The 23,031-nt window shown below is 67.9% G+C and carries 18 protein-coding genes; 12 read left to right on the top strand and 6 right to left on the bottom strand.

Going from position 1 to position 23,031, the window contains the following annotated elements; all coding sequences use genetic code 11:
* Window positions 1-34 precede the first annotated feature (34 nt).
* A complete protein-coding gene (locus J2848_RS14815; protein WP_149232000.1) occupies window positions 35-1,399 on the bottom strand; it encodes a GH1 family beta-glucosidase in 1,365 nt (454 codons plus the stop codon).
* A gap of 209 nt (window positions 1,400-1,608) precedes the next feature.
* Between J2848_RS14815 and J2848_RS14810 the strand changes: the two genes are divergently transcribed.
* The gene (locus J2848_RS14810; protein ID WP_149232001.1) at window positions 1,609-2,892 is read left to right on the top strand and encodes a family 4 glycosyl hydrolase; all 1,284 of its coding nucleotides are present in this window, start codon (window positions 1,609-1,611) and stop codon (window positions 2,890-2,892) included.
* Between the two features lie 16 nt (window positions 2,893-2,908).
* Here J2848_RS14810 and J2848_RS14805 read toward each other — a convergent pair whose 3' ends face one another.
* Complete coding sequence (locus tag J2848_RS14805) at window positions 2,909-4,054, bottom strand: MFS transporter (RefSeq protein ID WP_149232002.1); 1,146 nt, start codon at window positions 4,052-4,054, stop codon at window positions 2,909-2,911.
* 207 nt (window positions 4,055-4,261) lie between these two features.
* Between J2848_RS14805 and J2848_RS14800 the strand changes: the two genes are divergently transcribed.
* From J2848_RS14800 to J2848_RS14790, 3 genes are read left to right on the top strand one after another with little or no spacing between them, the layout of a single operon-like run.
* The gene (locus J2848_RS14800) at window positions 4,262-4,639 is read left to right on the top strand and encodes a nuclear transport factor 2 family protein (RefSeq protein WP_149232003.1); all 378 of its coding nucleotides are present in this window, start codon (window positions 4,262-4,264) and stop codon (window positions 4,637-4,639) included.
* Between the two features lie 28 nt (window positions 4,640-4,667).
* The gene (locus tag J2848_RS14795; RefSeq protein WP_149232004.1) at window positions 4,668-5,495 is read left to right on the top strand and encodes an alpha/beta fold hydrolase; all 828 of its coding nucleotides are present in this window, start codon (window positions 4,668-4,670) and stop codon (window positions 5,493-5,495) included.
* A gap of 29 nt (window positions 5,496-5,524) precedes the next feature.
* Complete coding sequence (locus J2848_RS14790; protein WP_149232005.1) at window positions 5,525-6,409, top strand: helix-turn-helix domain-containing protein; 885 nt, start codon at window positions 5,525-5,527, stop codon at window positions 6,407-6,409.
* Between the two features lie 129 nt (window positions 6,410-6,538).
* Here the strand turns inward: J2848_RS14790 and putA are convergent, their stop codons facing one another.
* From putA to J2848_RS14775, 3 genes are all read right to left on the bottom strand, one after another.
* The gene (gene putA, locus J2848_RS14785) at window positions 6,539-10,270 is read right to left on the bottom strand and encodes a trifunctional transcriptional regulator/proline dehydrogenase/L-glutamate gamma-semialdehyde dehydrogenase (protein ID WP_211103159.1); all 3,732 of its coding nucleotides are present in this window, start codon (window positions 10,268-10,270) and stop codon (window positions 6,539-6,541) included.
* 351 nt (window positions 10,271-10,621) lie between these two features.
* Window positions 10,622-11,239: a metal-dependent hydrolase gene (locus tag J2848_RS14780; RefSeq protein ID WP_149232007.1), complete on the bottom strand. Its 618-nt coding sequence runs from the start codon at window positions 11,237-11,239 to the stop codon at window positions 10,622-10,624.
* 201 nt (window positions 11,240-11,440) lie between these two features.
* Window positions 11,441-11,995, bottom strand: a complete 555-nt coding sequence (locus J2848_RS14775; RefSeq protein WP_149232008.1) for a DUF1003 domain-containing protein — start codon at window positions 11,993-11,995, stop codon at window positions 11,441-11,443.
* A 297-nt stretch (window positions 11,996-12,292) separates the two neighbouring features.
* Between J2848_RS14775 and J2848_RS14770 the strand changes: the two genes are divergently transcribed.
* From J2848_RS14770 to J2848_RS14745, 6 genes are all read left to right on the top strand, one after another.
* Window positions 12,293-13,762: a glycosyltransferase family 87 protein gene (locus J2848_RS14770; RefSeq protein WP_149232009.1), complete on the top strand. Its 1,470-nt coding sequence runs from the start codon at window positions 12,293-12,295 to the stop codon at window positions 13,760-13,762.
* Window positions 13,763-13,836: 74 nt separating this feature from the next.
* Window positions 13,837-14,442 (top strand): hemerythrin domain-containing protein, encoded by a 606-nt coding sequence (locus J2848_RS14765; protein ID WP_149232010.1) that lies wholly within the window; start codon window positions 13,837-13,839, stop codon window positions 14,440-14,442.
* Between the two features lie 116 nt (window positions 14,443-14,558).
* Window positions 14,559-15,731 carry a zinc-dependent alcohol dehydrogenase gene (locus tag J2848_RS14760; RefSeq protein WP_149232011.1) on the top strand — a complete coding sequence of 391 codons (1,173 nt, stop codon included), beginning with the start codon at window positions 14,559-14,561 and terminating at the stop codon, window positions 15,729-15,731.
* Between the two features lie 9 nt (window positions 15,732-15,740).
* The gene (locus J2848_RS14755) at window positions 15,741-16,316 is read left to right on the top strand and encodes a cyclase dehydrase (RefSeq protein ID WP_149232012.1); all 576 of its coding nucleotides are present in this window, start codon (window positions 15,741-15,743) and stop codon (window positions 16,314-16,316) included.
* Window positions 16,317-16,321: 5 nt separating this feature from the next.
* Window positions 16,322-17,845: a nitrilase-related carbon-nitrogen hydrolase gene (locus J2848_RS14750; RefSeq protein ID WP_149232013.1), complete on the top strand. Its 1,524-nt coding sequence runs from the start codon at window positions 16,322-16,324 to the stop codon at window positions 17,843-17,845.
* Window positions 17,846-17,901: 56 nt separating this feature from the next.
* Window positions 17,902-18,486, top strand: a complete 585-nt coding sequence (locus J2848_RS14745; protein WP_246193923.1) for a DprA-like winged helix domain-containing protein — start codon at window positions 17,902-17,904, stop codon at window positions 18,484-18,486.
* Here the strand turns inward: J2848_RS14745 and J2848_RS14740 are convergent.
* The gene (locus tag J2848_RS14740) at window positions 18,420-19,685 is read right to left on the bottom strand and encodes an MFS transporter (protein ID WP_318604981.1); all 1,266 of its coding nucleotides are present in this window, start codon (window positions 19,683-19,685) and stop codon (window positions 18,420-18,422) included. The two genes, J2848_RS14745 and J2848_RS14740, sit on opposite strands and share 67 nt — an antisense overlap.
* 224 nt (window positions 19,686-19,909) lie before the next feature.
* Here J2848_RS14740 and cyoA point away from each other — a divergent pair, with 224 nt between their 5' ends.
* Entirely contained in the window at window positions 19,910-21,019 is a 1,110-nt protein-coding gene (gene cyoA / locus J2848_RS14735; RefSeq protein WP_170307062.1) for a ubiquinol oxidase subunit II, read from the top strand.
* 14 nt (window positions 21,020-21,033) lie between these two features.
* Window positions 21,034-23,031 carry a cytochrome o ubiquinol oxidase subunit I gene (cyoB, locus tag J2848_RS14730; RefSeq protein ID WP_149232015.1) on the top strand — a complete coding sequence of 666 codons (1,998 nt, stop codon included), beginning with the start codon at window positions 21,034-21,036 and terminating at the stop codon, window positions 23,029-23,031.

Here is a 23,031-nt window from a genome sequence, read left to right as displayed (position 1 = left end):
GGCCGAAAGTACAGGGGTAGGGGCGAAAGAAGGGTTAAAGCCGTCCAGTTCTCACGACCTCGGCCAGAAAGCGGTAGCTGTCCTTGGGCGTGCGTTCCAGCGTGTCGTAATCGACGCGCACGATGCCGAAGCGTTTCGACAGGCCATAGGCCCATTCGAAATTGTCGAGCAGGCTCCAGCACAGGTAGCCGGTGACGTTGCAGCCGTCGGCCAGCGCCTGCGCCACCGATTCCAGATGTTCGCGGTAGAACAGCACCCGCTCGGCATCGTGGATCTGGCCATCCGGCGTCACCACGTCGTCATAGGCGCAGCCATTCTCGGCGATGTAGACGGCGGGGTTGCCGTAATCGGTGCGGAGTTCGCTCAGCAGGTCGTACAGCCCCTCCGGCTGCACCGGCCAGGCCATGCCGGTCCAGCGCCGGCAGCGCGCCTCGCCCCAGCCGACATCGAAGGGCCGCCCCGCCTCATGCTTCATCGTCATGCGGGAGTAGTAGTTGATGCCCAGCAGGTCGATCGGGTAGCGGATCGCCGCCTCGTCGCCGGGCAGCACGAAATCCGCCATTTTGTCGGCCAGCAGCGCCGGGATCTGTCCGCGCATCACCCCGTCCAGCGTCACCCGGTTCCACACCGCGTCCCAGCGGGCGGCGGCGGCCACATCCTCCGGCCGGTCGCTGTCGGGAACGGTCGGCTGAAGGTTCAGGACGGTGCCCAGCGTCAGGCCGGACCGCTCCGCCGCGATGGCGCGCAAGGCGGCACCCTGCGCCAGATTCTGGTGATGCAGGGCGCGCAGGATGCCCTGTTCGCCCAGCCTGTGGCCGGGGGCATGCTCGCCGACGCCATAGCCGAAGATGGCGACGACGTTCGGCTCGTTCAGCATCATCCAGCTCTTGACCCGGTCGGCCAGCCGGGCGGTGACGATGCGGGCATAATCGGCGAAGGGGCCGACGATCTCCCGCCCCTGCCAGCCGCCGGCATCCTCCAGCGGTTGCGGCAGGTCCCAGTGGTAGAGGCAGGCCATCGGCGTGATCCCCGCCTCCAGCAGCCCGTCGACCAGCCGGTCGTAGAAATCGAGGCCGCGCGGCTCCACCGCCCCGGTTCCCGTCGGCAGGATGCGCGGCCAGGCGATGGAGAAGCGGTAGCTGTCGAAGCCCGCCGCCTTCATCAGCGCGATGTCTTCCGGGTAGCGGTGGTAATGGTCGCAGGCCACCGCCGCACTGCTGCCGTCCATGATGCGTCCATCAGCGGTGAAGGTATCCCACACGCAAGGCCCGCGCCCGTCGGCATTGACCGCCCCTTCGATCTGGTAGGAGGCGGTGGAGGCGCCCCAGCGGAAATCGGGCGGGAAACTCAGCGGCTTGGCATCGGCGGCCTGGGACACGGGCTGGCTGAAGCTGTCCATTCATTTCCTCCCACGGGGATGGTTCGTTTTCCCCAGCATGCCCCAGCCGGGCGTGCTTCGCCATGGGGCAAGCATGCGACCAATACGGGCGCGACGCGGTGGCGCAGCCGGGGGCGGTTGCACGCGGACACTGTGCGGACCTGCGCAAAGGGCGTAGCCTGATCCGATAAGACGGCGGTCAGCCGCTCCGTTTACGGAGGAAACCAACCATGCCCAATACCACGAAAATCGTTTTCATCGGCGCCGGCAGCGCCGCCTTCGGGCTCAGCCTGTTCCAGGATCTGTTCTCCAGCCGCGAGTTGGCCGGCAGCACCCTGACGCTGGTCGACACCAATGTGGACGCGCTCGACCGCATGGCGGCGCTGGCCGGGGTGATGAACCGCCACGGCGAGGCCGGGATCACCATCGAGAAGACCACCGACCGCAAGGCCGCCCTCCAGGGTGCCGGCTTCGTGCTGTGCGCCATCGCCATCGACCGCAACCGGCTGTGGAAGCTGGATTTCGAGGTGCCGAAGAAGCACGGCATCCGCCACACGCTGGGCGAGAATGGCGGTCCCGGCGGGCTGTTCTTCACCCTGCGCACCCTGCCGCTGATCGTCGACATCGTCCGCGACGTCGAGGCGATCTGCCCGGACGCCCTGTTCATCAACCTGTCGAACCCGGAAAGCCGCATCGTGCTGGGGCTGTCGCGCTGCACCGGGGTGCGGACGCTGGGGCTCTGCCACGGCATCTTCCTGGCGCGCTGGTTCATCTGCCAGATCCTGGGCATGGCGGAGAAGGAGGTCGATGTCTGGGGCGCCGGGCTGAACCATTTCCAATGGCTGACCGCCATCCGCGAGAAGGCGACGGGCCGCGACCTCTACCCCCTGCTGCGCGAGAGGGAGGCGACGCACGACCCGTCCTTCACCCCGCTGGCGCGCCGCCTGTTCCACGCCTTCGGCCTGTGGGTCACGCCGAGCGACGACCACACCGGCGAGTTCCTGCCCTATGGCTGGGAAGCCGGGGAGCATGGCTTCGACTTCCGCCACGACGAGGAGGGCCGCGTCATCCTGCGCGACCTGATGGACGGCGTCATCGCCGGCAGCCGGCCGATCCCCGACGACTGGACCAAACCGTCCTGGGGCGAGCGGGCGGTGGCGGTGATCGCCGGCATGCTGCACAACCAGAAACGCTTCATCGAAAGCGGCATCGTCATCAACCGCGGCGTCATCCCCGGCCTGCCCGACGAGCTGGCGGTCGAGGTGCCGGTGATTGCGGATGCGGCCGGCCTCCACCCGGTCTCGCTCGGCCGGCTGCCCGACGGCATCGTCAAGCTGCTGTCGGTCCAGGCCAACGTGCAGCAATTGTCGGTGGAGGCGGCGCTGCACGGGTCGAAGGAACTGGCGCTGCAGGCCCTGCTGATCGACCCGGTGATCACCTCCAGCACCGCAGCCGTCGCCATCCTGGACGAGCTGTGGGAGGCGAACCGGCCCTATATCAGGGCCTGCCTCTGATTACGCCGATTGTTCGTCACCGCCGCCGGATCAGCCGGGCCGAGGCGAAGCCCAGCCCGGCGGTCAGCGCGCCGACGCCGAGGAACAGCGGCGCGAAGCCGGTGTGGGTGGAGACATAGCCGTACAGCACCGGGCCGATGCCCTGGCCGATGAAGAAGCTCGACGCGAACAGGGCCAGCGCCGAGCCGCGGGCGGTGGGCGCCAGCTCCGTCGCCTGGGTCTGCATGGTGTTGTGCAGCATGTAGAAGCCGAAGCCGGCGACCAGGAAGGCGAGGCTGACCACCGGCCAGGGCACCGGAAAGGCGATGACCAGATAGGCCAGACCGGCCGCCAGACCGCCGGCCTTCATCATGCCCCACTGGCCGAGCGAGGCGATCAGCCGCCGCACCACCGCGCTGTAGACCACACCGCCGATGGCGAAGGCGGCGATGGTCAGCCCGGCCTGGAAGGCGCCGGCCGCGCCATGCTCGATCAGCACCGGCGCCACGAAGGGGAAGACGCCGAAGATCAGCAGCCCTTCCGCCGCCACCGTGGCGAAGACGAACAGGGAGGCCGGGTTGGTCAGCACGGTGGCATAGCGCCGCTGCGCCTCCGCGATCGACAAGGGCGAGCGGGTCTCCACCTCGCGCGCCAGACCGATCAGGGATGCTGCACAGATCAGCGCGGTCAGGCCGGCGGACAGGCCGAACACCGCGCGCCAGCCGAAGGCCTCGGCTAGCGCGCCCGACACGGCGGAACCGGACATCTGGCCCAGGATCACCGCCAGCAGGAAGCGGCTGATGGCGATCTGCCGCTCCTCATAGGGCACGCGGTCGCCGATCAGCGCCATGGAGGCCGGGATGATGCCGCCGGCGAAGGCGCCGGCCAGGATGCGCCCGGCCATCACCGTGCCGTAGCTCGGCGCGATGGTGGACAGCACCAGACCGACCGTCAGCACCGACAGGGCCAGCCGGACCAGCCGCGACTTGCCGATGGCGTCGCCCACCGGCCCCAGCACGATCTGCATCAGCGCATAGGGCAGCGTGTAGGCGGAGGCCAGCAGCGCCGCCTGCCGGACGGTGACGCCGAGGTCGTCGGCGATCAGCGTCAGCATCGGATCGGTGGTGCGCAGGGAAAAGGCACTGGCGAAGCCGGCAAGGCCGAGCAGGAAGATCAGGCGCATCGAGGATCCGAACGGCAACGGTGACGGTTCAGGACCTTACCCGGATCGGCCGCGGGCGTACCGCAGTGCGGCGGTGATGGCAGGCATGCGCTTGCCGCGGGACCATTCGCGTACGGCATTACCTGGCACGTAATCGATTCGGCTCCCGCCGTCGGGCAATTCTGGGTTCGCCGGAACGATCCGGCGGACAGAGAAAGGGACCTGACGATGATCGACGCGACCAACACCCCCGCCGCAATCGCCGACCTCTACATCGCCGCCTGGAACGAGACCGACCCGCAGCGCCGCCGCGCCCTGATCGCACAGGGCTGGAGCGAGGATGCCAGCTATCTCGACCCCCTGGCGGGCGTGAACGGCCATGACGGGCTGGATGCCCTGATCGATGCCGTGCAGCGGCAGTTCCCCGGCCTGCGCTTCAGCCTGCTGGGTGCGGTGGACGGGCACAATGACCGGCTGCGCTTCTCCTGGGCGCTGGGGCCCGACGGCGGCGAGCCGCTCGCCCGCGGCACCGATTTCGCCCTGCTGGCGGCGGATGGCCGGCTGCGCAGCGTCACCGGCTTCCTCGATCAGGCGCCGACGGCTTGACCGGAAGTTTTTTGCAGGGAGACCGATCATGGGCTTCATCCACACCGACGACGGCGTGCGGCTGTTCTATCGCGACTGGGGCAAGGAGGAAGGCAGCCGGCCCATCCTCTTCGTGTCGAGCTGGTCGCTGACCTCCGACGCCTGGGCCTATCAGATGGCGCCGCTGTCCGAACAGGGATGCCGCTGCATCGCCTTCGACCGCCGCGGCCATGGCAAGTCGGACGAATCGCCGTCCGGCTACGGCTTCGACCGGCTGGCGGACGACATCGCCGCCCTGATCGACGGGCTGGATTTGCGCGACGTGACGCTGGTCGGCCATTCGATGGCGACGGGGGAGATCGTGCGCTACCTGACCCGGCATGGCTCCGGACGGGTCGCCGGAGTGGTGATGGTCGGGACCATCACGCCGCTGATGGCGCGGACCGGCGACAACCCCGACGGCGTCGATCCGGCGCTGTTCGAAGCCTTCCGGACGGAGCAGCTGCTGCGCGACTTCCCGAAATGGCTGGGCGACAACATCGACCCCTTCGTGAACGCGGAGACCTCGGCGGAGATGAAGGGCTGGATCACCGGAATGGCGCTGCAATCCTCGCTGATCGCCCTGCTGGAATGCAACCGCGCCATCACCTCGGCCGATTTCCGGGCGGAGCTGCCGGCCATCACCGTGCCGACCCTGGTCGTCCATGGCGACCGCGACGTGACGACGCCGCTGGCGCTTGCCGAGCGCACGGTGGCGCTGATGCCGAACGCCACGCTATCATTCTACGAGGGGGCGCCGCACGGCCTGTTCATCACCCACCGCGACCGCTTCAACGCGGAACTGCTGGCCTTCGTCCGCGGAGGACGGCAACCATAGGCGGCGATAGCGGTTCGGAGCGAAGTCCCATGCCCCATGGCACCCCGCAGAACACCTCCCGCAACGGCCGGGCTCCGGCCCCGCCGCCAGCCCCACCACCGGTCGGCGCCCTGCTGCGCTCCTGGCGCCAGCGCCGGGGCCTGAGTCAGCTCGATCTTGCCTGCGAAGCCGACATCTCCACCCGGCATGTCAGTTTCCTGGAGACCGGGCGGTCGCAGCCCAGCCGCGGCATGCTGATCCATCTGGCGGAACGGCTGGACGTGCCGCTACGGGACCGCAACGCCCTGCTGGTCGCCGCCGGCTTCGCCCCGGTCTACAGCGAACACGGCCTCGACAGCCCGGCGATGCAGGCCGCGCGCAAGGCGGTCGATCTGGTGCTGACCGGGCACGAGCCCTTCCCGGCGCTGGCCGTCGATCGGCACTGGCACCTTCTCGCGGCGAACCGGGCGGTGGCGCCGCTGCTGGAGGGGGTCTCGCCGGAGCTGCTGGCAGGACCGGTCAACGTCCTGCGCCTCAGCCTGCATCCCGACGGGCTGGCCGGCCGCATCGGCAACTGGGCGCAGTGGCGCGAGCATGTGCTGTCCCGCCTGACCCGCCAGATCGAGGCGAGCGCCGACCCGGTGCTGGTGGCTCTGCGCAGCGAGTTGCAGGGCTATCCGGCGCCGGCCAGTGCCGCTGGCGGCGGCGGCGGTGGTGCGGAAGGGCACCACCCCGACGTGGTGGTGCCGTTGCGGCTGCACACGTCCGTTGGTTTGCTGAGCCTGTTCAGCACGACTACGGTGTTCGGGACAGCGGTGGACGTCACCCTGTCGGAGCTGGCGATCGAGGCTTTCTTCCCGGCGGAAGCCGAAACAGCGGATAGGCTGCGCGGGGCGCTTGCTGAAATCCCCTCTCCCCCCCGGGGAGAGGGTTAGGGTGAGGGGGGCGCAAGGCGAGGATCTTCAAGAATCGCGTACTCTCCGCTCCCCACCAAATCCACCTTATGCCTCCCCCTCACCCCGACCCTCTCCCCGGGGGGAGAGGGAGACACACCCCTCCCGCCTTTAGCTCATCGCCACCAGGCTGGCGTTGCCGCCGGCCGCGGTGGTGTTGGTGCTGAGCGAGCGCTCGTTCATCAGCCAGGCGATCTCCACCCCCTCGCCGCCGGCCGGGACGCCCTGGGTCAGGACGAGGGGGCCGGGCAGTTCGGCGATGCGGCGGTTGGCGGCCAGCAGACGGGCGGCATCGCCCTCCACCAGCGCGCCAGCCAGAGCACCGAAGGACAGCCAGCTCGCCGACACCCGGACACGGGCGGCAAGCGCCGCGGGCAGGCCCTTCAGGCCAGCGGTGACGGCACCGTCGCCGTCCACCACCACCTCGTTGCCGGTGGCGAGCGCGGCACCCAGCAGTCGGTAGAGGCCTTCTTCCGTCTGCGGCAGCAGCAGGATGCGGCCGCGCGGGATCAGGCTGTAGAGGTTGCTTTCACCGACCGGGCCGGCCAGCTCGACGCTGCCGCCGACGGGGGAGCGCTTGGCCAGCGCCCGTATGTCGGTGGCGATCTCCGCCCCGCCCTGGTCGGCCAGCCAGTCGGCGAAGGCCTGGGCCGGTGCACGTACGGCGTCATCGCCACGCACACCCAGCTCCAGCGACGGACGTACGGACAGCAGGCGCGACAGGTACAGCGGGCCGCCGGCCTTCGGGCCGGTGCCGGACAGGCCATGGCCGCCGAAGGGCTGTACGCCGACCACCGCACCGATGGTGTTGCGGTTGACGTACAGGTTGCCGGCCTCGATCCGGCTGGTCACCCGGTCGATGGTGGCGTCGATGCGGGTGTGCAGGCCGAAGGTCAGGCCATAGCCGGTGCCGTTGATGGCATCGACCAGCCGGTCGAGATCGTCCCGGCGGAAGCGCAGGACGTGCAGGACCGGCCCGAACACCTCGCGCTCCAGATCGGCTATGCCGTCGATCTCGATGATGGTCGGCGCGACGAAGGTGCCGTTGGCGGTCTCCGCCGGCAACGGCAGTGATTCCACCCGGCGGCCCTTGGCCCGCATCGCCTCGATGTGGCGGGCGATGCCGTCGCGCGCCTCCGCCGTGATGACCGGGCCGACATCGACGGCCAGCCGGTCGGGGCTGCCGATGCGCAGCTCGCGCATCGCGCCCTTCAGCATGGTCAGCGTACGGTCGGCGACATCCTCCTGCAGGCAGAGGATACGCAGGGCCGAGCAGCGCTGGCCGGCGCTGTCGAAGGCCGACGCGATCACGTCGCCGACCACCTGCTCCGCCAGGGCGGAGCTGTCGACGATCATGGCGTTCTGGCCGCCGGTCTCGGCGATCAGCGGGATCGGCGCCCCCTGCGGCGACAGGCGCCCGGCCAGCTGGCGCTGGATCAGGCGGGCGACTTCGGTGGAGCCGGTGAACATCACCGCACGGGTGCCGGCATGGCCGACCAGGGCCGCACCCACCTCCCCCGCGCCGGGCAGAAGCTGGACCGCGCCGGCGGGCACGCCGGCGGCGCGGAGGATGCGCACCGCCTCCGCCGCGATCAGCGGGGTTTCCTCCGCCGGCTTGGCCAGCACCGGGTTGCCGGCGGCCAATGCCGCGGCGACCTGACCGGAGAAGATGGCGAGCGGGAAGTTCCACGGGCTGATGCAGACCACCGGCCCCAGCGGCAGGTGGGTGTCGTTGGCGAAGCCGTCACGGACCCGGGCGCCGTAATAGCGCAGGAAGTCGATGGCCTCGCGCACTTCGGCGATGGCGTTGGCGGTCGACTTGCCGGCCTCGCGGATGATCAGGCCGAGCAGGGTCGGCATCCGCGCCTGCATCGCGTCGGCGGCGCGGAACAGGCAGGCGGCCCGCCCGGCCGGCGGGGTGGCGGCCCAGACCGGAGCGGCGGCCTCGGCGAACAGGAAGGCGTCGGTGATGTCGGCCGGGCCGGCCTCGACACAATGCCCGACGACGTCGCCGTGGTCGGCCGGGTTCAGCACCGGCCGGGGGGTTCCGTTGCGCTCGCCGTCCGCCAGCAGCGGGGCGGCGGTCCAGGCCATGGCGGCGCTGTCGCGCAGAGCACCGGACAGGTCGGCCAGCGTGGTCTCGTTCGACAGGTCGAGGCCGGCGGAGTTGGCGCGCTCAGCGCCGTAGAGGTCCTTCGGCAGGGCGATCAGCGGGTTCTTCGCGCCCACCGGCAATGCTGCGCGGGCCAGCGCCACCGGGTCGGCGACCAGATCGTCGATCGACACGCTCTTGTCGGCGATGCGGTTGACGAAGGAGCTGTTGGCGCCGTTCTCCAGCAGGCGGCGGACCAGATAGGCCAGCAGCGTCTCATGGGTGCCGACCGGGGCATAGACGCGGCAGGGCCGCTTCAGCGGGCCGACGACTTCCTTGTAGAGCGGCTCGCCCATGCCGTGCAGGCACTGGAACTCGTACTGGCCGACCTTGAACGCACCGTTCAGGTGCGCCGCCATCTGGTGGATGGTCGCCAGGGTCTGGGCATTGTGGGTGGCGAACTGCGGGAACACCGCGTCGGGCGCGCCCAGCAGCCGGCGGGCGCAGGCGACATAGGAGACGTCGGTGTGCAGCTTGCGGGTATAGACCGGGAAATCCTCCAGCCCGTCGACCTGGGCGCGCTTGATCTCGCTGTCCCAATAGGCGCCCTTCACCAGACGGACCATCAGCCGGTGGCCGCTGCGCCGGGCCAGATCGACGACGAAGTCGATGACGTAGGGGCAGCGCTTGCCGTAGGCCTGGACGACGAAGCCAATGCCGTCCCAGCCCTTCAGGTCCGGATCGAAGCACAGCGCTTCCAGCAGGTCGAGCGACAGTTCCAGCCGGTCGGCCTCCTCGGCGTCGATGTTCAGGCCGATGTCATAGCGGCGGGCCAGCCGGGCCAGCTCGGTGACGCGCGGCAGCAGTTCCGCCATGACGCGATCCGCCTGGGCACGCGAATAGCGCGGGTGCAGGGCCGACAGCTTGATCGAGATGCCGGGGCCGTCATAGATGCCGCGCCCGGCCGAGGCCTTGCCGATGGCATGGATGGCCTTTTCATAGTCGGCGTAATAGCGGTCGGCGTCGGCGGCGGTGGTCGCCGCCTCCCCCAGCATGTCGTAGGAATAGCGGAAGCCTTCGGCCTCCATCTTGCGGCTGTTGGACAGCGCCTCGTCGATGGTCTGGCCAGTGACGAACTGCTCGCCCATCATCCGCATGGCCATGTCGACACCACGGCGGATCAGCGGCTCGCCGCCGCGCAGGATCAGCTTGGTCAGCGCCGAGGACAGGGCCTGCTCACCGCCGAAACCGTCGCCCAGCACACCGGTGACCTTGCCGGTGACCAGCAGCCCCCAGGTCGCGGCGTTGACGAACAGCGACGGGCTGTTGCCGAGATGGGCGCGCCAGTCGCCGCCGGCGATCTTGTCGCGGATCAGCGCGTCGCGGGTGGCGCGGTCGGGAATGCGCAGCAGCGCCTCCGCCAGACACATCAGCGCGACACCTTCCTGGCTGGACAGGCTGTATTCGTGGATCAGCCCCTCCACCCCACGCCCCTGCGGCTTGGCGCGCAGCGCCGCGATCAGCGTGCGCGCGGTCCGGGCCGCCGCCGCGGTCACCTCCGCCGGCAGCGCCGCCTGATCCACCAGCCATGCCACGCAGTCCGGCTCCGGCCGGCGATAGGCGGCGGTGATCGCCTGACGCAGCGGACTGGCCGGACGAACGACGGGGGCGAAGGCGGCGAAGGGGCCGGCCCCGGTGGAGAAGGACGGCTCGGAGGCGGGGGCAACGCTCGGGTCGATCATCTGGTTCATCGCGTGGCTGGCTCTGGTCGGGGGGGCCGGAACGGCGCCTGTCCTGCGAGCTGCGGAGGCCGATCCGATGCCTGTCAGGCTAACCGATTTTCCGGGATCCTTTCCAACTGGTATTTTTGCCATTTTGCCAATTTAAATTCTGATTGTAAACCGAAATACAGAATGAATGATGAGTATTCTGCCAAGTTTTCAGAACATCCGGCCGGTTTTTGAAGACAGTCGGCCGGGCAATCCGATTTTTCCGAATAAAAGTCGGCAGAACAGCCCATGATCCGGTGATCCGAAAGGATTTGCCGGTCTGTTTCTTCGGATTCAACGGGGCAAGGGACGGAGTACCCGAACGGCCGGGGCTCAACCCTTCAGCGGCTTGGTCCGGCTGGTTTCCGGCGGCTTGCGCATGGGGAGCGGGGCGACGGCCTTCTCCATGCCGCCCTCCCCCAGATAGGTCTGCGCCGCGGCGACGACCGACCGCCAGGGGCGTTGCAGCGGGAATTCCGGCCAGCCGCCGGCGAACAGGCCGGAGATCATCCAACCCGCCATCAGCGTCACCGCCAGTTGTTCGGAAAAACCGCCGGTCTTCAAAATCGGCAGGGCGAAATTGCGCCGCCGCTTGATCGGCCACAGCAGCGGCAGGCCGGCCGGGGTCAGCAGGTCGCCGGCCAGATGGGTGAGATAGCCGACGATGAAGGGGATCAGCACATGCTGGTAGGCGGCGTGTTCGTGCAGGACCCACAGGCAGCCGGCGATGGCCAGCGCGGAATGGGTGACGCCGCGATGGCCGAAGATGCCGGAGATCGCGGTGGACAGCGGCTTCACCAACTGCCCCAGCGTCGATTTCGGATGGTCGATGTCCGGGGCCAGCGCTCCCAGAATCGCCGCCCCGAAGGCGACCGCGTCGAAGGTCATCCCGTACCGGCTCGACAGGTAGAACCAGGTGGCGCCACCGACGATTATGTGAGAGGACGCCATCACCGTCGGGTCACCGGGGGCCTGAAGCTGGTCTCAGTCGGGGGCGGCGCTTTGCCGGACCCGAAATGGGGGTAGCCTGACCTTAGAATACTCTCCGGCACCAGAACAATAAGCCAAGCAGAAACAAGGGATTCCGTAAACGCATAACCTCCATGCGTTCGACAACGACGGGTTGCCGGGGGACCGTCTTGGGCCCGCGATTCACTCTGTGCGGTTCTTTCTCTCGGTCGCTTCGATTTCGTCCAGCACCGCCTCGGGCGCGACATCCCGCCGGATCACGTCCAGTTCGGCGTCGACCTCCGTCTTCACCCCCAGATGGTCGGCGATGGAGGACACCAGGGTGACCAGCTTCGTCACCTCATGCTCGGCCAGCAGGCTGATCTGAAGGTCGAGGTCGGCACGCTTGTCCGACACCGCGGCCATGCGGTTCTGGCTGATGAGGACGAAGGTGGACAGGAAGATCGCCTCCACCGACGCGATCATCGCCAGCACGACGAAGGACGGGTCCCACGGCTTGACGATGGGCAGCCAGCCGAGATTGATCAGGATCCAGCCGCCGAACAGGATCAGGTGCAGATAGACGAAGCGCATGCTGCCGGTGAAGCGGGTGACCGCATCGGCGATGCGGTCCTGCAAGGTGGCCTCCACCTCCTCCCGCTTGCGGCGGGCTTGCAGGGCCTGGATGTTCCGCTCCAGCACCGCGCTGAGGCCGGGGGTCTGGGGTGGCGGATATGTGGGAGAGCGGTCTGCCGTCATGGTGCCTCCATCATCTGCGGCGGCGCAGCGTTCACCAGGACCGCCGCAGCCGGAAAACCTTGGCTGCCGAGGACCGTTCCTGCCCCTCCCCATCGGACAAGTGCCGGAACTCCCGCCCGAACGCGCCGGCACCGGACGCGGCGGGGTAGTCCGCTACCGCTGCGGGTGGCCGGCGCTTAATGGCATTACTCCGGTCCGGCACGGGTGGGGCACATTCCCCATTCGCGCTGCTCTGGCATAGTTTCGCGGACTCGCCGGCGGTTGAAGCCGGGACGTGATGCCAGGGAGTGGTCGCCGATGAAATCGAAGGAGTTCGTGCGCGCGGCGGAAGGAACGCTGGAAGGGCCGCTGGGCGGAAACAGGGCCGGTGCGGTCGATGCTTTGGCCGTCAAAGACTTGGCCAGGGACCGCTTTGCCGCCTGGACGCTGACGGCGGCGTTTCTGTTCGTTCTCTGTGCCGATACGTTGCTTGGCGTCGTCTTCCGGCCCTATCTGGATGGCGGCACCGGCGACACCACGGTTTGGGATGTCCTGATGCTGGTGGCGGGCCGGTCGCCGGAACGGCTGCCGCTTGATTCCTGGGAACCGATGATGACGGCCTTCACCTGGCTGCGCGACCATGGGAAGGAGAATGTCTATGACGCCGTCTTCTTCACCCAGCATGTGAAGTTCCAGTATCCGCTGACCTCGCTGCTGGTGATGGAGGCGCTGTCGGCGGTCGGTCTGCTGCATCTGCGCATCTATGCCCTGATCAACCTGCTGATGGTCGTCGCCACCGTCGGCGGCATGGCGCTGCTGATGCGCGAGCTGGCGCAGCGCATGGGCTTCGACCGGGCGGTGCGCGGCGGGGTCAGCCAGCTGACCCTGGCCGCCCTGGGTGCGGTGGCGGCGCTGTGCTTCTATCCGGTGGTCAAGGCCTTCGCCGTCGGCCAGATCCAGGTCTGGCTGAACGCCGCCTTCGTCTTCGCCACCCTGTTCTACCTGCGTGACCGGCGGGCGCTCGCCGGTGCCCTGCTGGGGGCCTCGACGCTGATCAAGCCGCAGATGTCGCTGTTCCTGGTCTGGGCGCTGCTGCGCCGGGAATGGGGGTTCGCCATCGGCTGGGCGGTCGTCGTGGTTCCCGGCTTCGCCGCCGCCTGCGCACTTTACGGCTTCGTTCCGTCGCTGCATTACCTCGACGTGCTGTCCTTCCTGGGCCAGCATGGCGAGAGCTACTACTCCAACCAGACCGTCAACGGGCTGCTGCACCGCCTGCTGCACAACGGACCCAACCTGCTGTCGACCAGCAACGGCGACACCGAATGGCGGGGCAGCGCCTTCGCCCCCTACCATCCGCTGGTCCATGTGGCGACGCTGATTTCCGGCGTGGCGTTCGTTCTGTTCGGCCTGCTGTGGCGGATCAGGGACGGCGGGCGGCAGCCGATCGCCTCCTTCCTGGTGGCCGGCACCTGCTTCACCATCGGCACGCCGATCGCCTGGGTTCCGCATTACGGCGTGCTGCTGCCGGTCTGCGCCTATCTGCTGTTCGTGCTGATCGACCGGGCCAGAAAGGAACAGCGGGGCCAGGACCGGCGCGGGGGATTGGGCAGGCTTCTGCTGCTGGGCGCCGGTTTCGCCATCCTGAGCAACGACTTCTTCCATCCCCTGAGCGAGCTTGCCGACACCTCCTTCAACATCCTGCAATCCTATCTGTTCTTCACCGCCCTGATGCTGCTCCACCTGCTGGTGACGACCGCCGACCCGCCGCGGACAACTCGGCCGTCCTGACGGGCCACCGGAACGCCGGGGGGCGCGCGCCTGTTGGTGGGCCAGAGACCCAACCGGCAGGAAGGAGCCCCGCAATGCCACGCTATTCAGGAACGGACCATTCCCCTCAGGACGGCACGGGCTGGCTGTCGGCGCGCGGGCTGGCGATGATGGCCGGCGGGGCGGCGCTGGCGCTGGTGGCGAGCCGGCTGCTGCCGCCGGTGGTGGCGCAGCTGGCCGGCACCGCCCGCCATGCCGCGGGGCGCGACGGCATCGACGCGCTGATCGACGACCATCGCCACATCCAGGATCTGCTGGTGGAGATGGTCCAGACCCCGATCGACGCGCCGGCCCGCCGCACCCAGCTGCTGCTGCGGCTGAAGCGCCGGCTGGCCGCCCATGCCATGGCGGAGGAGGACGTCGTCTATCCGCTGCTGCACGAGGAGGCCCGGAAGGAGGAGGACGCCAGGCATCTCTACGGCGAACATGCCGAGATGAAGATGCACCTCTTCACCCTGGAACAGACGCCGAAGGACGACCCGCGCTGGCTCGCCGTCGCCCTGGACCTGAAGCGCATCGTCGACGGCCATATCCGGCAGGAGGAGGAGATCGACTTCCCCGCCCTGCGCAACAGCCTGGATGACGGCCAGACCGCCATCATGTCCGGCGGCGTCGCCCGCGAAAAGGCACTGATCCTTTGACTGTCCCCTGAAGACAAGGGGCCGGCTGGTAACGGAACGCTCCGTCGGCCGGCCCTGTTGCCCCCCAGACGACCGTAAGAGCGATCCCGAAAGCGAGCCGAAGGGGGCAGATTTCCATGAGAGCACTGGTCTGGCATGGCGCCAACGACATCCGCTGCGACACGGTCCCGGATCCGGAGATCGAGCATCCGCGCGATGCCATCGTCAAGGTGACGACCTGCGCCATCTGCGGCTCCGACCTGCACCTGCACGACCATGTCATGCCCGGCATGGAAAAGGGCGACATCGTCGGCCATGAGTTCATGGGCGAAGTGGTGGAGGTGGGCGCCGAGGCCAGGAGCGCGCTGAAGGTCGGCGAACGGGTGGTGGTTCCCTTCACCATCTGGTGCGGCGAATGCGACCAGTGCAAGCGCGGCAACTATTCGGTCTGCGAGCGCTCCAACCGCAACAAGGCGCTGGCCGACAAGGTGTTCGGCCACACCACCGCCGGGCTGTTCGGCTACACCCACCTGACCGGCGGCTATGCCGGCGGGCAGGCCGAATATGTGCGGGTGCCGATGGCCGACCGCACCCACATCAAGATCCCCGGCGGGCTGAGCGACGAACAGGTGCTGTTCCTGGGCGACATCTTCCCCACCGGCTGGCAGGCCGCCGCCCAGTGCGACATCCAGCCGACCGACACGGTGGCGATCTGGGGCTGCGGCCCGGTCGGGCAGATGACGATCCGCAGTGCGATCCTGCTCGGCGCAAAACAGGTGATCGCCATCGACCGCGTGCCGGAACGGCTGGCGATGGCGAAGGCCGGCGGCGCCATCACCATCAATTTCGAGGAGGAGAGCGTCGTCGAGCGGCTGAACGAGCTGACCGGCGGCAAGGGTCCGGAGAAATGCATCGACGCCGTCGGCATGGAGGCGCACGCCACCGCGACGCTCGACAGCATGATGGACCGTGCCAAGCAGGCGCTGATGCTGGAATCGGACCGCGCCCATGTGCTGCGCGAGATGATCTATGTCTGCCGCCCGGCCGGCACGCTGTCGATCCCCGGCGTCTATGGCGGTCTGGTCGACAAGCTGCCCTTCGGCATGGCGATGAACAAGGGACTGACCTGGCGCATGGGCCAGACCCACGTCAACCGCTGGACCGACGATCTGCTGAACCGGATCCAGGAAGGACAGATCGACCCGTCCTTCGTCATCACCCACACCGTTCCGCTCGACCAGGGACCCGAGATGTACAAGACCTTCCGCGACAAGCGGGACGGCTGCATCAAGGTGGTCCTCAAGCCCTGAGGTGACGACATGGCCTATTACGACCGCTCCTCGACCGGAGACAACCTCGCCCGCGGGCTGGGCTGGTTCAGCATCGGGCTCGGCGTCGCCGAACTGATGGCCGGCCGCAGCATCGCCCGCTGGATGGGGATGGAGGACAAGACCAACCTGATCCGCGCCTATGGCGTGCGGGAGATCACCGCCGGCGTCGGCCTGCTGGCGCTGGGCGATCCCAAACCGTGGATCTGGAGCCGCATCGCCGGCGATGCCGTCGACATGGCGACGCTGGCGGCGGGGATGGCCCCTGGATCGAAAGACAATCCGCGTGCCGGCAACGCCCGCATCGCCTTCGGCGCGGTGATGGCGGCGACGGCGCTCGACGTGGTCTGCGCCCAGAAGCTGCACCGGGAGGAAGCCTATTACCGCAGCCTGCCGGTGCCGGACTACAGCGGCCGCAGCGGCTTCCCCCGCGCCGTCTCCGCCATGCGCGGTGCGGCCAGCGACGCCCCCATCGGCACGGATATGCGGACGCCGAAGATCCTGCAATTCCAGGGCGCCACAGGGAGCGCCACGGGGCCGGCGCAGAACCAATCCGCAAGCTCCTGAACCGAATGAAGAACCCGGCCGACCTGTTCATGGAGCTGTGGCGGCGGTTGCAGGAGCGCCAAGACGAGGTCCGCACCCTGGCTCAACAGCTGGAGGCGGACCACGCCCGCGCCGGGCAGCTGGCAGACGAGGCGGCGGAGCGATTGCGGTCCGGCACCAGCGCACTGGAAGAGTGGGCCGGATCGCGGCTGGACCAAACCCTGGCGGCGGCGCAGGCCATCGACGCATGGTTCGCGCCGCTGGCCTCCCGCTACGATGTCCAGGCCGAAGATCCTCTTCCGGCCGAGCGCCTGGAGGCGCGGCGGCGCTTGAACCGCGACGGGCGGTTCAACACCGATCCGGCCGACGGGCAGCTGATCCTGCGCCCCGGCCTGCTCGCCCGCGCGATGAACATCCGCGAGACGGCGCCACTCAACATCAATTCACAGGGTGCGGAGCCCGATGAATTCGATCCCGTCGATCTGTTCACAAACCTGCTCGTCGTCCCGCCCGGCCTGACCATCGGGGCCGAGCGCGAAGGCGACCCGGACCGTCGCATCGCCGTGGAGTATCGCCGCATCGCCGCGGTGTCCGACCAGGATCCGAGCGATCCCGCCTGGACGCCCATCGTCGGTGTGGTTCCCCTGGCGGAAGCCGAGGACGACCTCGCCATCCGACAATTCCGCCGCGATGGCGAGGACTGGTACGATCCCACCCCGCGCGATCTCGGCCGCCGCGCCGCCGAGGCCGTCGCCGGACTGGCGGCGCAAGGCGCCAATTTCGTCCTGTTCCCGGAGGTGTCCGCCGGCCCCGAGACCTTGTCCGCGATCCAGCAAGCCCTGCGCGCCCAGGCGGTGGACGGCCCGATCCGCTATGCTCTGGTCGGTGTGAAGGAGGAGGTGGCCGGCAGGCCGCGCAACCGCGCGATCCTGCTCGACCGTTGCGGCCGGATGGCCGGCAGCCAGACCAAGCTGCATTGCTGGGACCTCGACAGCGACCAGTGCCGCTCCTACGACCTGCGCGACCGCAACGGCCGGCTGCTGGACTGCGCGCGCGAGGACATCGAGACCGGCGACCGCTTCACCCTGTTCGAACTGCCCGACCTCGGCCGGCTCGCCGTCGCCATCTGCGAGGATCTCGGACGGACGGAGCCCAGCGCCTGGATCGCGTCCGGCATGATGGTCGACTGGCTGGTCACGCCGGTGATGGACAGCGGGCTGACCACCGGGCGCTGGCAGGCCAAGGAGGGCGGCGCCTCGTCGCGCGCCGGCTATTGCCGGGTGATCGTCGCCAACAGCATGGCGCTGTCGCACCGCTTCAACCGCTATTGCCGGGCCAACGGCGAAGAGGACAAGGTGATCGAGGATTGCGGGGTGGCCCTGCTGTTCCAGCCGCGGGCAAGCCAGGCCGGCGCTCCGCACATCCAGTGCCTGACGCTGCCGCTGTCCGATCCGGCTCCCGGCTATGTGCATGCCCGCTGGATGCCGGCCGACTGGCCCGCCCTGCCCGATGGCGAACCGGAGGGGCCCGAACCGGAGGGGGGTGAATGAGCGCGCTCGACTCAGCCTTTCAAAGATTGGGCTTTCAAAGATTGGACTTTCAAAGATTGGGCGACGACCTGCTCGACGCCATCGGGCGGCAGGACTGGGCGGTCGCGGATGCGGAGTTGGAAACTCTGGCGCAGGAGGCGGTGGCCGCCATGGTGGCGAACCGGCGGGATGACCTCGCCGCCCTCGCCCGGGTTGCCGCCCGCTGCCACACGGCACTGAGCCTGCGCGACGATCCCGGCGGCGAGGACCTGCACCGACAAGGCCAGTTGCGCGCGTTTGCGGTCATGATCGCCGCCGCCCGCGGCCGGACCCCGCCGCGCCCGGCCGAGTCGCTGTCAGCGTCCGGAACGTCCGCCGCGATCCTCACGGCTTTGAAGAGCGGCCCGCAGACCTGTCCCGCCCTGGTCGAGGCGACCGGACTGTCGGCCGAGCAGGTCGGCAGCGTCCTGCCGGAACTGCGCGCCGCCGGCCTCGTCCGCTCCTGGCCGGCCGGGCGGCTGACCGTCAACGCGCTTCAAGGAAAGATCCCCTCTCCCCGGGGGGGAGAGGGAGATTTCACCATAAAGGCGTTCGGTCAGGACGACAGCGTCTTGTTGAGCCCCAAGGCCGCCAGCGTGCAGACCGCGCCCGACAGCAGATAGAGGCCGGACGCGATCAGCCCGAAATGGCTGGAGAGGAACAGGGCCACGAAGGGCGCGAAGCCGGCGCCGAACAGCCAGGCCAGATCGGAGGTCATCGCCGACCCGGTGTAGCGGTATTGCTGGCTGAAACCCGATGCCACCGACCCCGACGACTGGCCGAAGGACAGGCCGAGGATGACGAAGCCCAGCACCATGAACACCAGCTCGCCCACCTTGCCGGCGTCGAGCAGCATCGGGGCGAAGCCGCTGAACACGGCGATCGCCGCCGCACAGGTGCCGAGCAGCGTCCGCCGCCCGACCCGGTCGGCGATGTAGCCGGAGGCGACGATGGCCGCGACGCCGAAGGCGGCGGCAATCACCTCGATGATCAGGAATGCCCCGGTCTCATGCTGCGCGTTCAGGAAGATCCAGGACAGCGGGAAGACGGTGACCATATGGAACAGCGCGAAGCTCGCCAGCGGGGCGAAGGCGCCGATCACCACGCGCTTGCCTTCCACCTGCAGCGTCTCCACCACGGGGGCGGGCTGCAGTTCGCGGTTCACGAACAGGCGTTCGAACTCCGGCGTCTGCACCAGCCGCAGGCGCGAGAACAGGGCCACCACGTTGATGGCGAAGGCCACGAAGAAGGGATAGCGCCAGCCCCAGGCGAAGAAATCCTCCGCCGACAGGCTGTTGACCATGTAGGCGAACAGGCCGCTCGCCACCACGAGGCCGATCGGCGCGCCCAGCTGCGGGATCATGGCGTACCAGCCGCGCCGGTTCTCCGGCGCGTTCATCGCCAGCAGCGAGGCCAACCCGTCCCAGGTGCCGCCCAGCGCGATGCCCTGGCCGATGCGCGACAGCGCCAGCAGCCATGCGGCGGCGGCGCCGATCGCCCCGTAGTCCGGCAGGAAGGCCAGCGCCACGGTGGAAATGCCCAGCAGGAACAGGGCGATGGTCAGCTTGGCGCTGCGCCCGTAACTCTCGTCGATGGCCATGAAGATGAAGGTGCCGATCGGTCGCGCAACGAAGGCCAGCGCGAAGATGGCGAAGGACCACAGGGTCCCGGTCAGCGGATCGACATAGGGGAACACCAGCTTCGGGAAAACGATCACGGAAGCGATGGCGTAAACGAAGAAGTCGAAAAACTCGGAGGTCCGGCCGATGATCACGCCAATGGCAATCTCTCCGGGATTGACCCCGTGATGCCGCGCGTTCACCAGCCTCGCATCCCGTTCAACGGCCGCAATCGATGAAGTCATCATGTCGGCTCCGGCTGCGTAATTTCGCTTGCGATGATCCGCAGATCATACAATATGTCACCGCAACAGTCGGTGATCTGTCAAGCGCGCAGGAGTCAGGCATTGGACAAATTGTCCAATGTCGCAGCTAGCCCATGGCCGCTAGCTGTCTCCCAAAGCAAACCTTTGATACAGGTCCTGCCTTGAGCCGTTATCGCGCAATCGCCCTGCTGCCAGTGATGGCGGCGTTGAGTGGCTGCAACCTGGTCGTGCTGAACCCGGCCGGCGACGTTGCGAGCCAGCAGGGTGACCTTGTGGTCATCTCCACCCTGCTGATGCTTCTGATCATCGTCCCGGTCATGGCGCTTACCGTGCTGTTCGCCTGGCGTTACCGTCAGTCCAATAACACGGCCCGCTACGAACCGGACTGGGACCATTCGACGCAGCTTGAACTGGTGATCTGGGCCGCCCCGCTGCTGATCATCATTTGCCTGGGTGCCATCACCTGGGTGACCACCCACAAGCTCGACCCCTACCGGCCGCTCGACCGCATCGCGTCGGACAAGCCGGTTCCCGCCGGCGCCAAGCCGCTGGACGTGCAGGTGGTGGCGCTCGACTGGAAATGGCTGTTCGTCTATCCGGAATACGGCATCGCGTCGGTGAACGAGATGGCGGCCCCGGTCGACCGGCAGATCCGCTTCAGCCTGACCGCCTCGACGGTGATGAACTCGTTCTATGTTCCGGCGCTGGCGGGCATGATCTACACCATGCCGGGCATGGAGACGAAGCTCCACGCCGTGATCAACGAGCCGGGGACCTACAAGGGTTTCTCGTCCAACTACAGCGGCGCCGGCTTCTCGCACATGCGCTTCAACTTCCTCGGCCTGTCGAACCAGGATTTCGACGGCTGGGTGTCCAAGGTGAAGTCGTCCGGCGGCTCGCTCGACCGCAACGCCTATCTGGCGCTGGAGAAGCCGAGCGAGGCGGTTCCGGTCCAGCATTTCGGCACGGTCGATCCGAAGCTGTTCAACGCCGTCGTCAACATGTGCGTCCGTCCCGGCACCATGTGCATGAGCGACATGGCCGCCATCGACCGTGCGGGCGGGCTGAATGCCGGCGGCAAGGCCGCGGCCGACGCCATCCTGCGGGCCAACACGCTGGCCGGGTTCCCGGACACGCAAGCGACCGGCCTGTGCACCGTGGCCGAGGCTGTTGAAGCCGCCGCAAACTCGGGCGCCGTGCAGCGCCCCACCGTCACGCCGATCAGCGCGTCCGCCTCCCCGGCTGGGCCGCAGCGGCTGGCCAATCCCTGATTGGGCACACCGGCATGCTTGAGACACTGACGACCTTCCTCTTCGGGCGCCTCAGCCTGGAGTCCTTCCCCTATCACGAGCCGATCGTCGTCGCGACCTTCTTCGCGGTGCTGCTCGGCGGCATCGCGCTGGTCGCCGCCCTCAGCTATTTCAAGCTGTGGGGCTATCTGTGGACGGAGTGGTTCACCACCGTCGACCACAAGCGCATCGGCATCATGTACATGATCCTGGGGCTGATCATGCTGCTGCGCGGCTTCGCCGACGCCATCATGATGCGCGCCCAGCAGGCCATCGCCTTCAACGGCAGCGAGGGCTACCTCAACTCGCACCACTTCGATCAGGTCTTCACCGCCCACGGTGTGATCATGATCTTCTTCGTCGCGATGCCGTTCGTGACGGGGCTGATGAACTATGTCGTGCCGCTGCAGATCGGCGCGCGCGACGTGTCCTTCCCGTTCCTGAACAATTTCAGCTTCTGGATGACCGTCGGCGGCGCCGTGCTGATCATGGCCTCGCTGTTCATCGGTGAGTTCGCCCGCACCGGCTGGCTGGCCTATCCGCCGCTGTCGGGGCTGGAGGCCAGCCCGGACGTCGGCGTCGACTATTACATCTGGGCCTTGCAGGTGGCGGGCGTCGGAACGACGCTGTCGGGCATCAACCTGATCTGCACCATCGTGAAGATGCGCGCCCCCGGCATGACCATGATGAAGATGCCGGTCTTCACCTGGACCTCGCTCTGCACCAACGTCCTGATCGTCGCCTCCTTCCCGATCCTGACCGCCGTGCTGGTCCTGCTGTCGCTGGACCGCTATGTCGGCACGCATTTCTTCACGAACGACATGGGCGGCAACCCCATGATGTACGTGAACCTGATCTGGATCTGGGGCCATCCGGAAGTCTACATCCTGATCCTGCCGTGCTTCGGCATCTTCTCGGAAGTGACCTCCACCTTCACCGGCAAGAAGCTGTTCGGCTACACCTCGATGGTCTACGCGACCGTCGTCATCACCATCCTGTCCTACCTGGTGTGGCTGCACCACTTCTTCACCATGGGGTCCGGCGCCAGCGTGAACTCCTTCTTCGGCATCACGACGATGATCATCTCGATCCCGACGGGTGCGAAGATCTTCAACTGGCTGTTCACCATGTACCGCGGCCGCATCCGGTTCGAGCTGCCGATGATGTGGACGATCGCCTTCATGCTGACCTTCGTGCTCGGCGGCATGACCGGCGTTCTGCTGGCGGTGCCGCCGGCCGACTTCGTCCTGCACAACAGCCTGTTCCTGATCGCCCACTTCCACAACGTCATCATCGGCGGCGTGCTGTTCGGCCTGTTCGCCGGCATCTACTACTGGTGGCCGAAGGCCTTCGGTTTCCGCCTGGATCCGTTCTGGGGCAAGATGTCCTTCTGGTTCTGGGTGATCGGCTTCTACTTCGCCTTCATGCCGCTCTACGTCCTGGGCCTGATGGGCGTCACCCGCCGCCTGCGCGTGTTCGAGGATCCGTCGCTGCAGATCTGGTTCCAGATCGCCGCCTTCGGCGCCGTCCTGATCGCGCTCGGCATCGGCTCCTTCCTGATCCAGATCGCCGTCAGCATCCTGAAGCGCCGCCAGCTGGTCGACGTCAGCGGCGACCCGTGGGAAGGCCGCACCCTGGAATGGGCGACCTCCTCGCCGCCGCCGGGCTACAACTTCGCCTTCACGCCGGTCATCCATGACAATGACGCGTGGTGGGACATGAAGAAGCGCGGCTATGCCCGTCCGCTGGAGGGCTTCCGCCCGATCCACATGCCGAGCAACACCGGCGCCGGCATCATCCTGGCCGGCATCAGCACCACCCTCGGCTTCGCGCTGATCTGGCACATCTGGTGGCTGGCGGCGGTGAGCTTCATCGGCCTGCTGGTGGTCGCCATCGGCCATACCTTCAACTACAACCGCGACTTCCACATCCCGGTGGATGAGGTGGTGCGGACCGAGAACGAGCGGACCCGTCTGCTCTCCGGACAGGTGTAA

The organism is Azospirillum lipoferum (genome assembly GCF_024170005.1).
Classification (GTDB): domain Bacteria; phylum Pseudomonadota; class Alphaproteobacteria; order Azospirillales; family Azospirillaceae; genus Azospirillum; species Azospirillum lipoferum.
Note: the sequence above shows the minus strand (reverse complement) of the source record. Positions and strands in the feature narration are given on the sequence as shown.

Excerpts from the sequence above, each read along its gene's own strand:
- J2848_RS14815 (WP_149232000.1), bottom strand. The coding sequence starts at position 1,399 with ATGGACAGCTTCAGCCAGCCCGTGTCCCAGGCCGCCGATGCCAAGCCG.
- J2848_RS14810 (WP_149232001.1), top strand. The coding sequence starts at position 1,609 with ATGCCCAATACCACGAAAATCGTTTTCATCGGCGCCGGCAGCGCCGCC.
- J2848_RS14805 (WP_149232002.1), bottom strand. The coding sequence starts at position 4,054 with ATGCGCCTGATCTTCCTGCTCGGCCTTGCCGGCTTCGCCAGTGCCTTT.
- J2848_RS14800 (WP_149232003.1), top strand. The coding sequence starts at position 4,262 with ATGATCGACGCGACCAACACCCCCGCCGCAATCGCCGACCTCTACATC.
- J2848_RS14795 (WP_149232004.1), top strand. The coding sequence starts at position 4,668 with ATGGGCTTCATCCACACCGACGACGGCGTGCGGCTGTTCTATCGCGAC.
- J2848_RS14790 (WP_149232005.1), top strand. The coding sequence starts at position 5,525 with ATGCCCCATGGCACCCCGCAGAACACCTCCCGCAACGGCCGGGCTCCG.
- putA (WP_211103159.1), bottom strand. The coding sequence starts at position 10,270 with ATGAACCAGATGATCGACCCGAGCGTTGCCCCCGCCTCCGAGCCGTCC.
- J2848_RS14780 (WP_149232007.1), bottom strand. The coding sequence starts at position 11,239 with ATGGCGTCCTCTCACATAATCGTCGGTGGCGCCACCTGGTTCTACCTG.
- J2848_RS14775 (WP_149232008.1), bottom strand. The coding sequence starts at position 11,995 with ATGACGGCAGACCGCTCTCCCACATATCCGCCACCCCAGACCCCCGGC.
- J2848_RS14770 (WP_149232009.1), top strand. The coding sequence starts at position 12,293 with ATGAAATCGAAGGAGTTCGTGCGCGCGGCGGAAGGAACGCTGGAAGGG.
- J2848_RS14765 (WP_149232010.1), top strand. The coding sequence starts at position 13,837 with ATGCCACGCTATTCAGGAACGGACCATTCCCCTCAGGACGGCACGGGC.
- J2848_RS14760 (WP_149232011.1), top strand. The coding sequence starts at position 14,559 with ATGAGAGCACTGGTCTGGCATGGCGCCAACGACATCCGCTGCGACACG.
- J2848_RS14755 (WP_149232012.1), top strand. The coding sequence starts at position 15,741 with ATGGCCTATTACGACCGCTCCTCGACCGGAGACAACCTCGCCCGCGGG.
- J2848_RS14750 (WP_149232013.1), top strand. The coding sequence starts at position 16,322 with ATGAAGAACCCGGCCGACCTGTTCATGGAGCTGTGGCGGCGGTTGCAG.
- cyoB (WP_149232015.1), top strand. The coding sequence starts at position 21,034 with ATGCTTGAGACACTGACGACCTTCCTCTTCGGGCGCCTCAGCCTGGAG.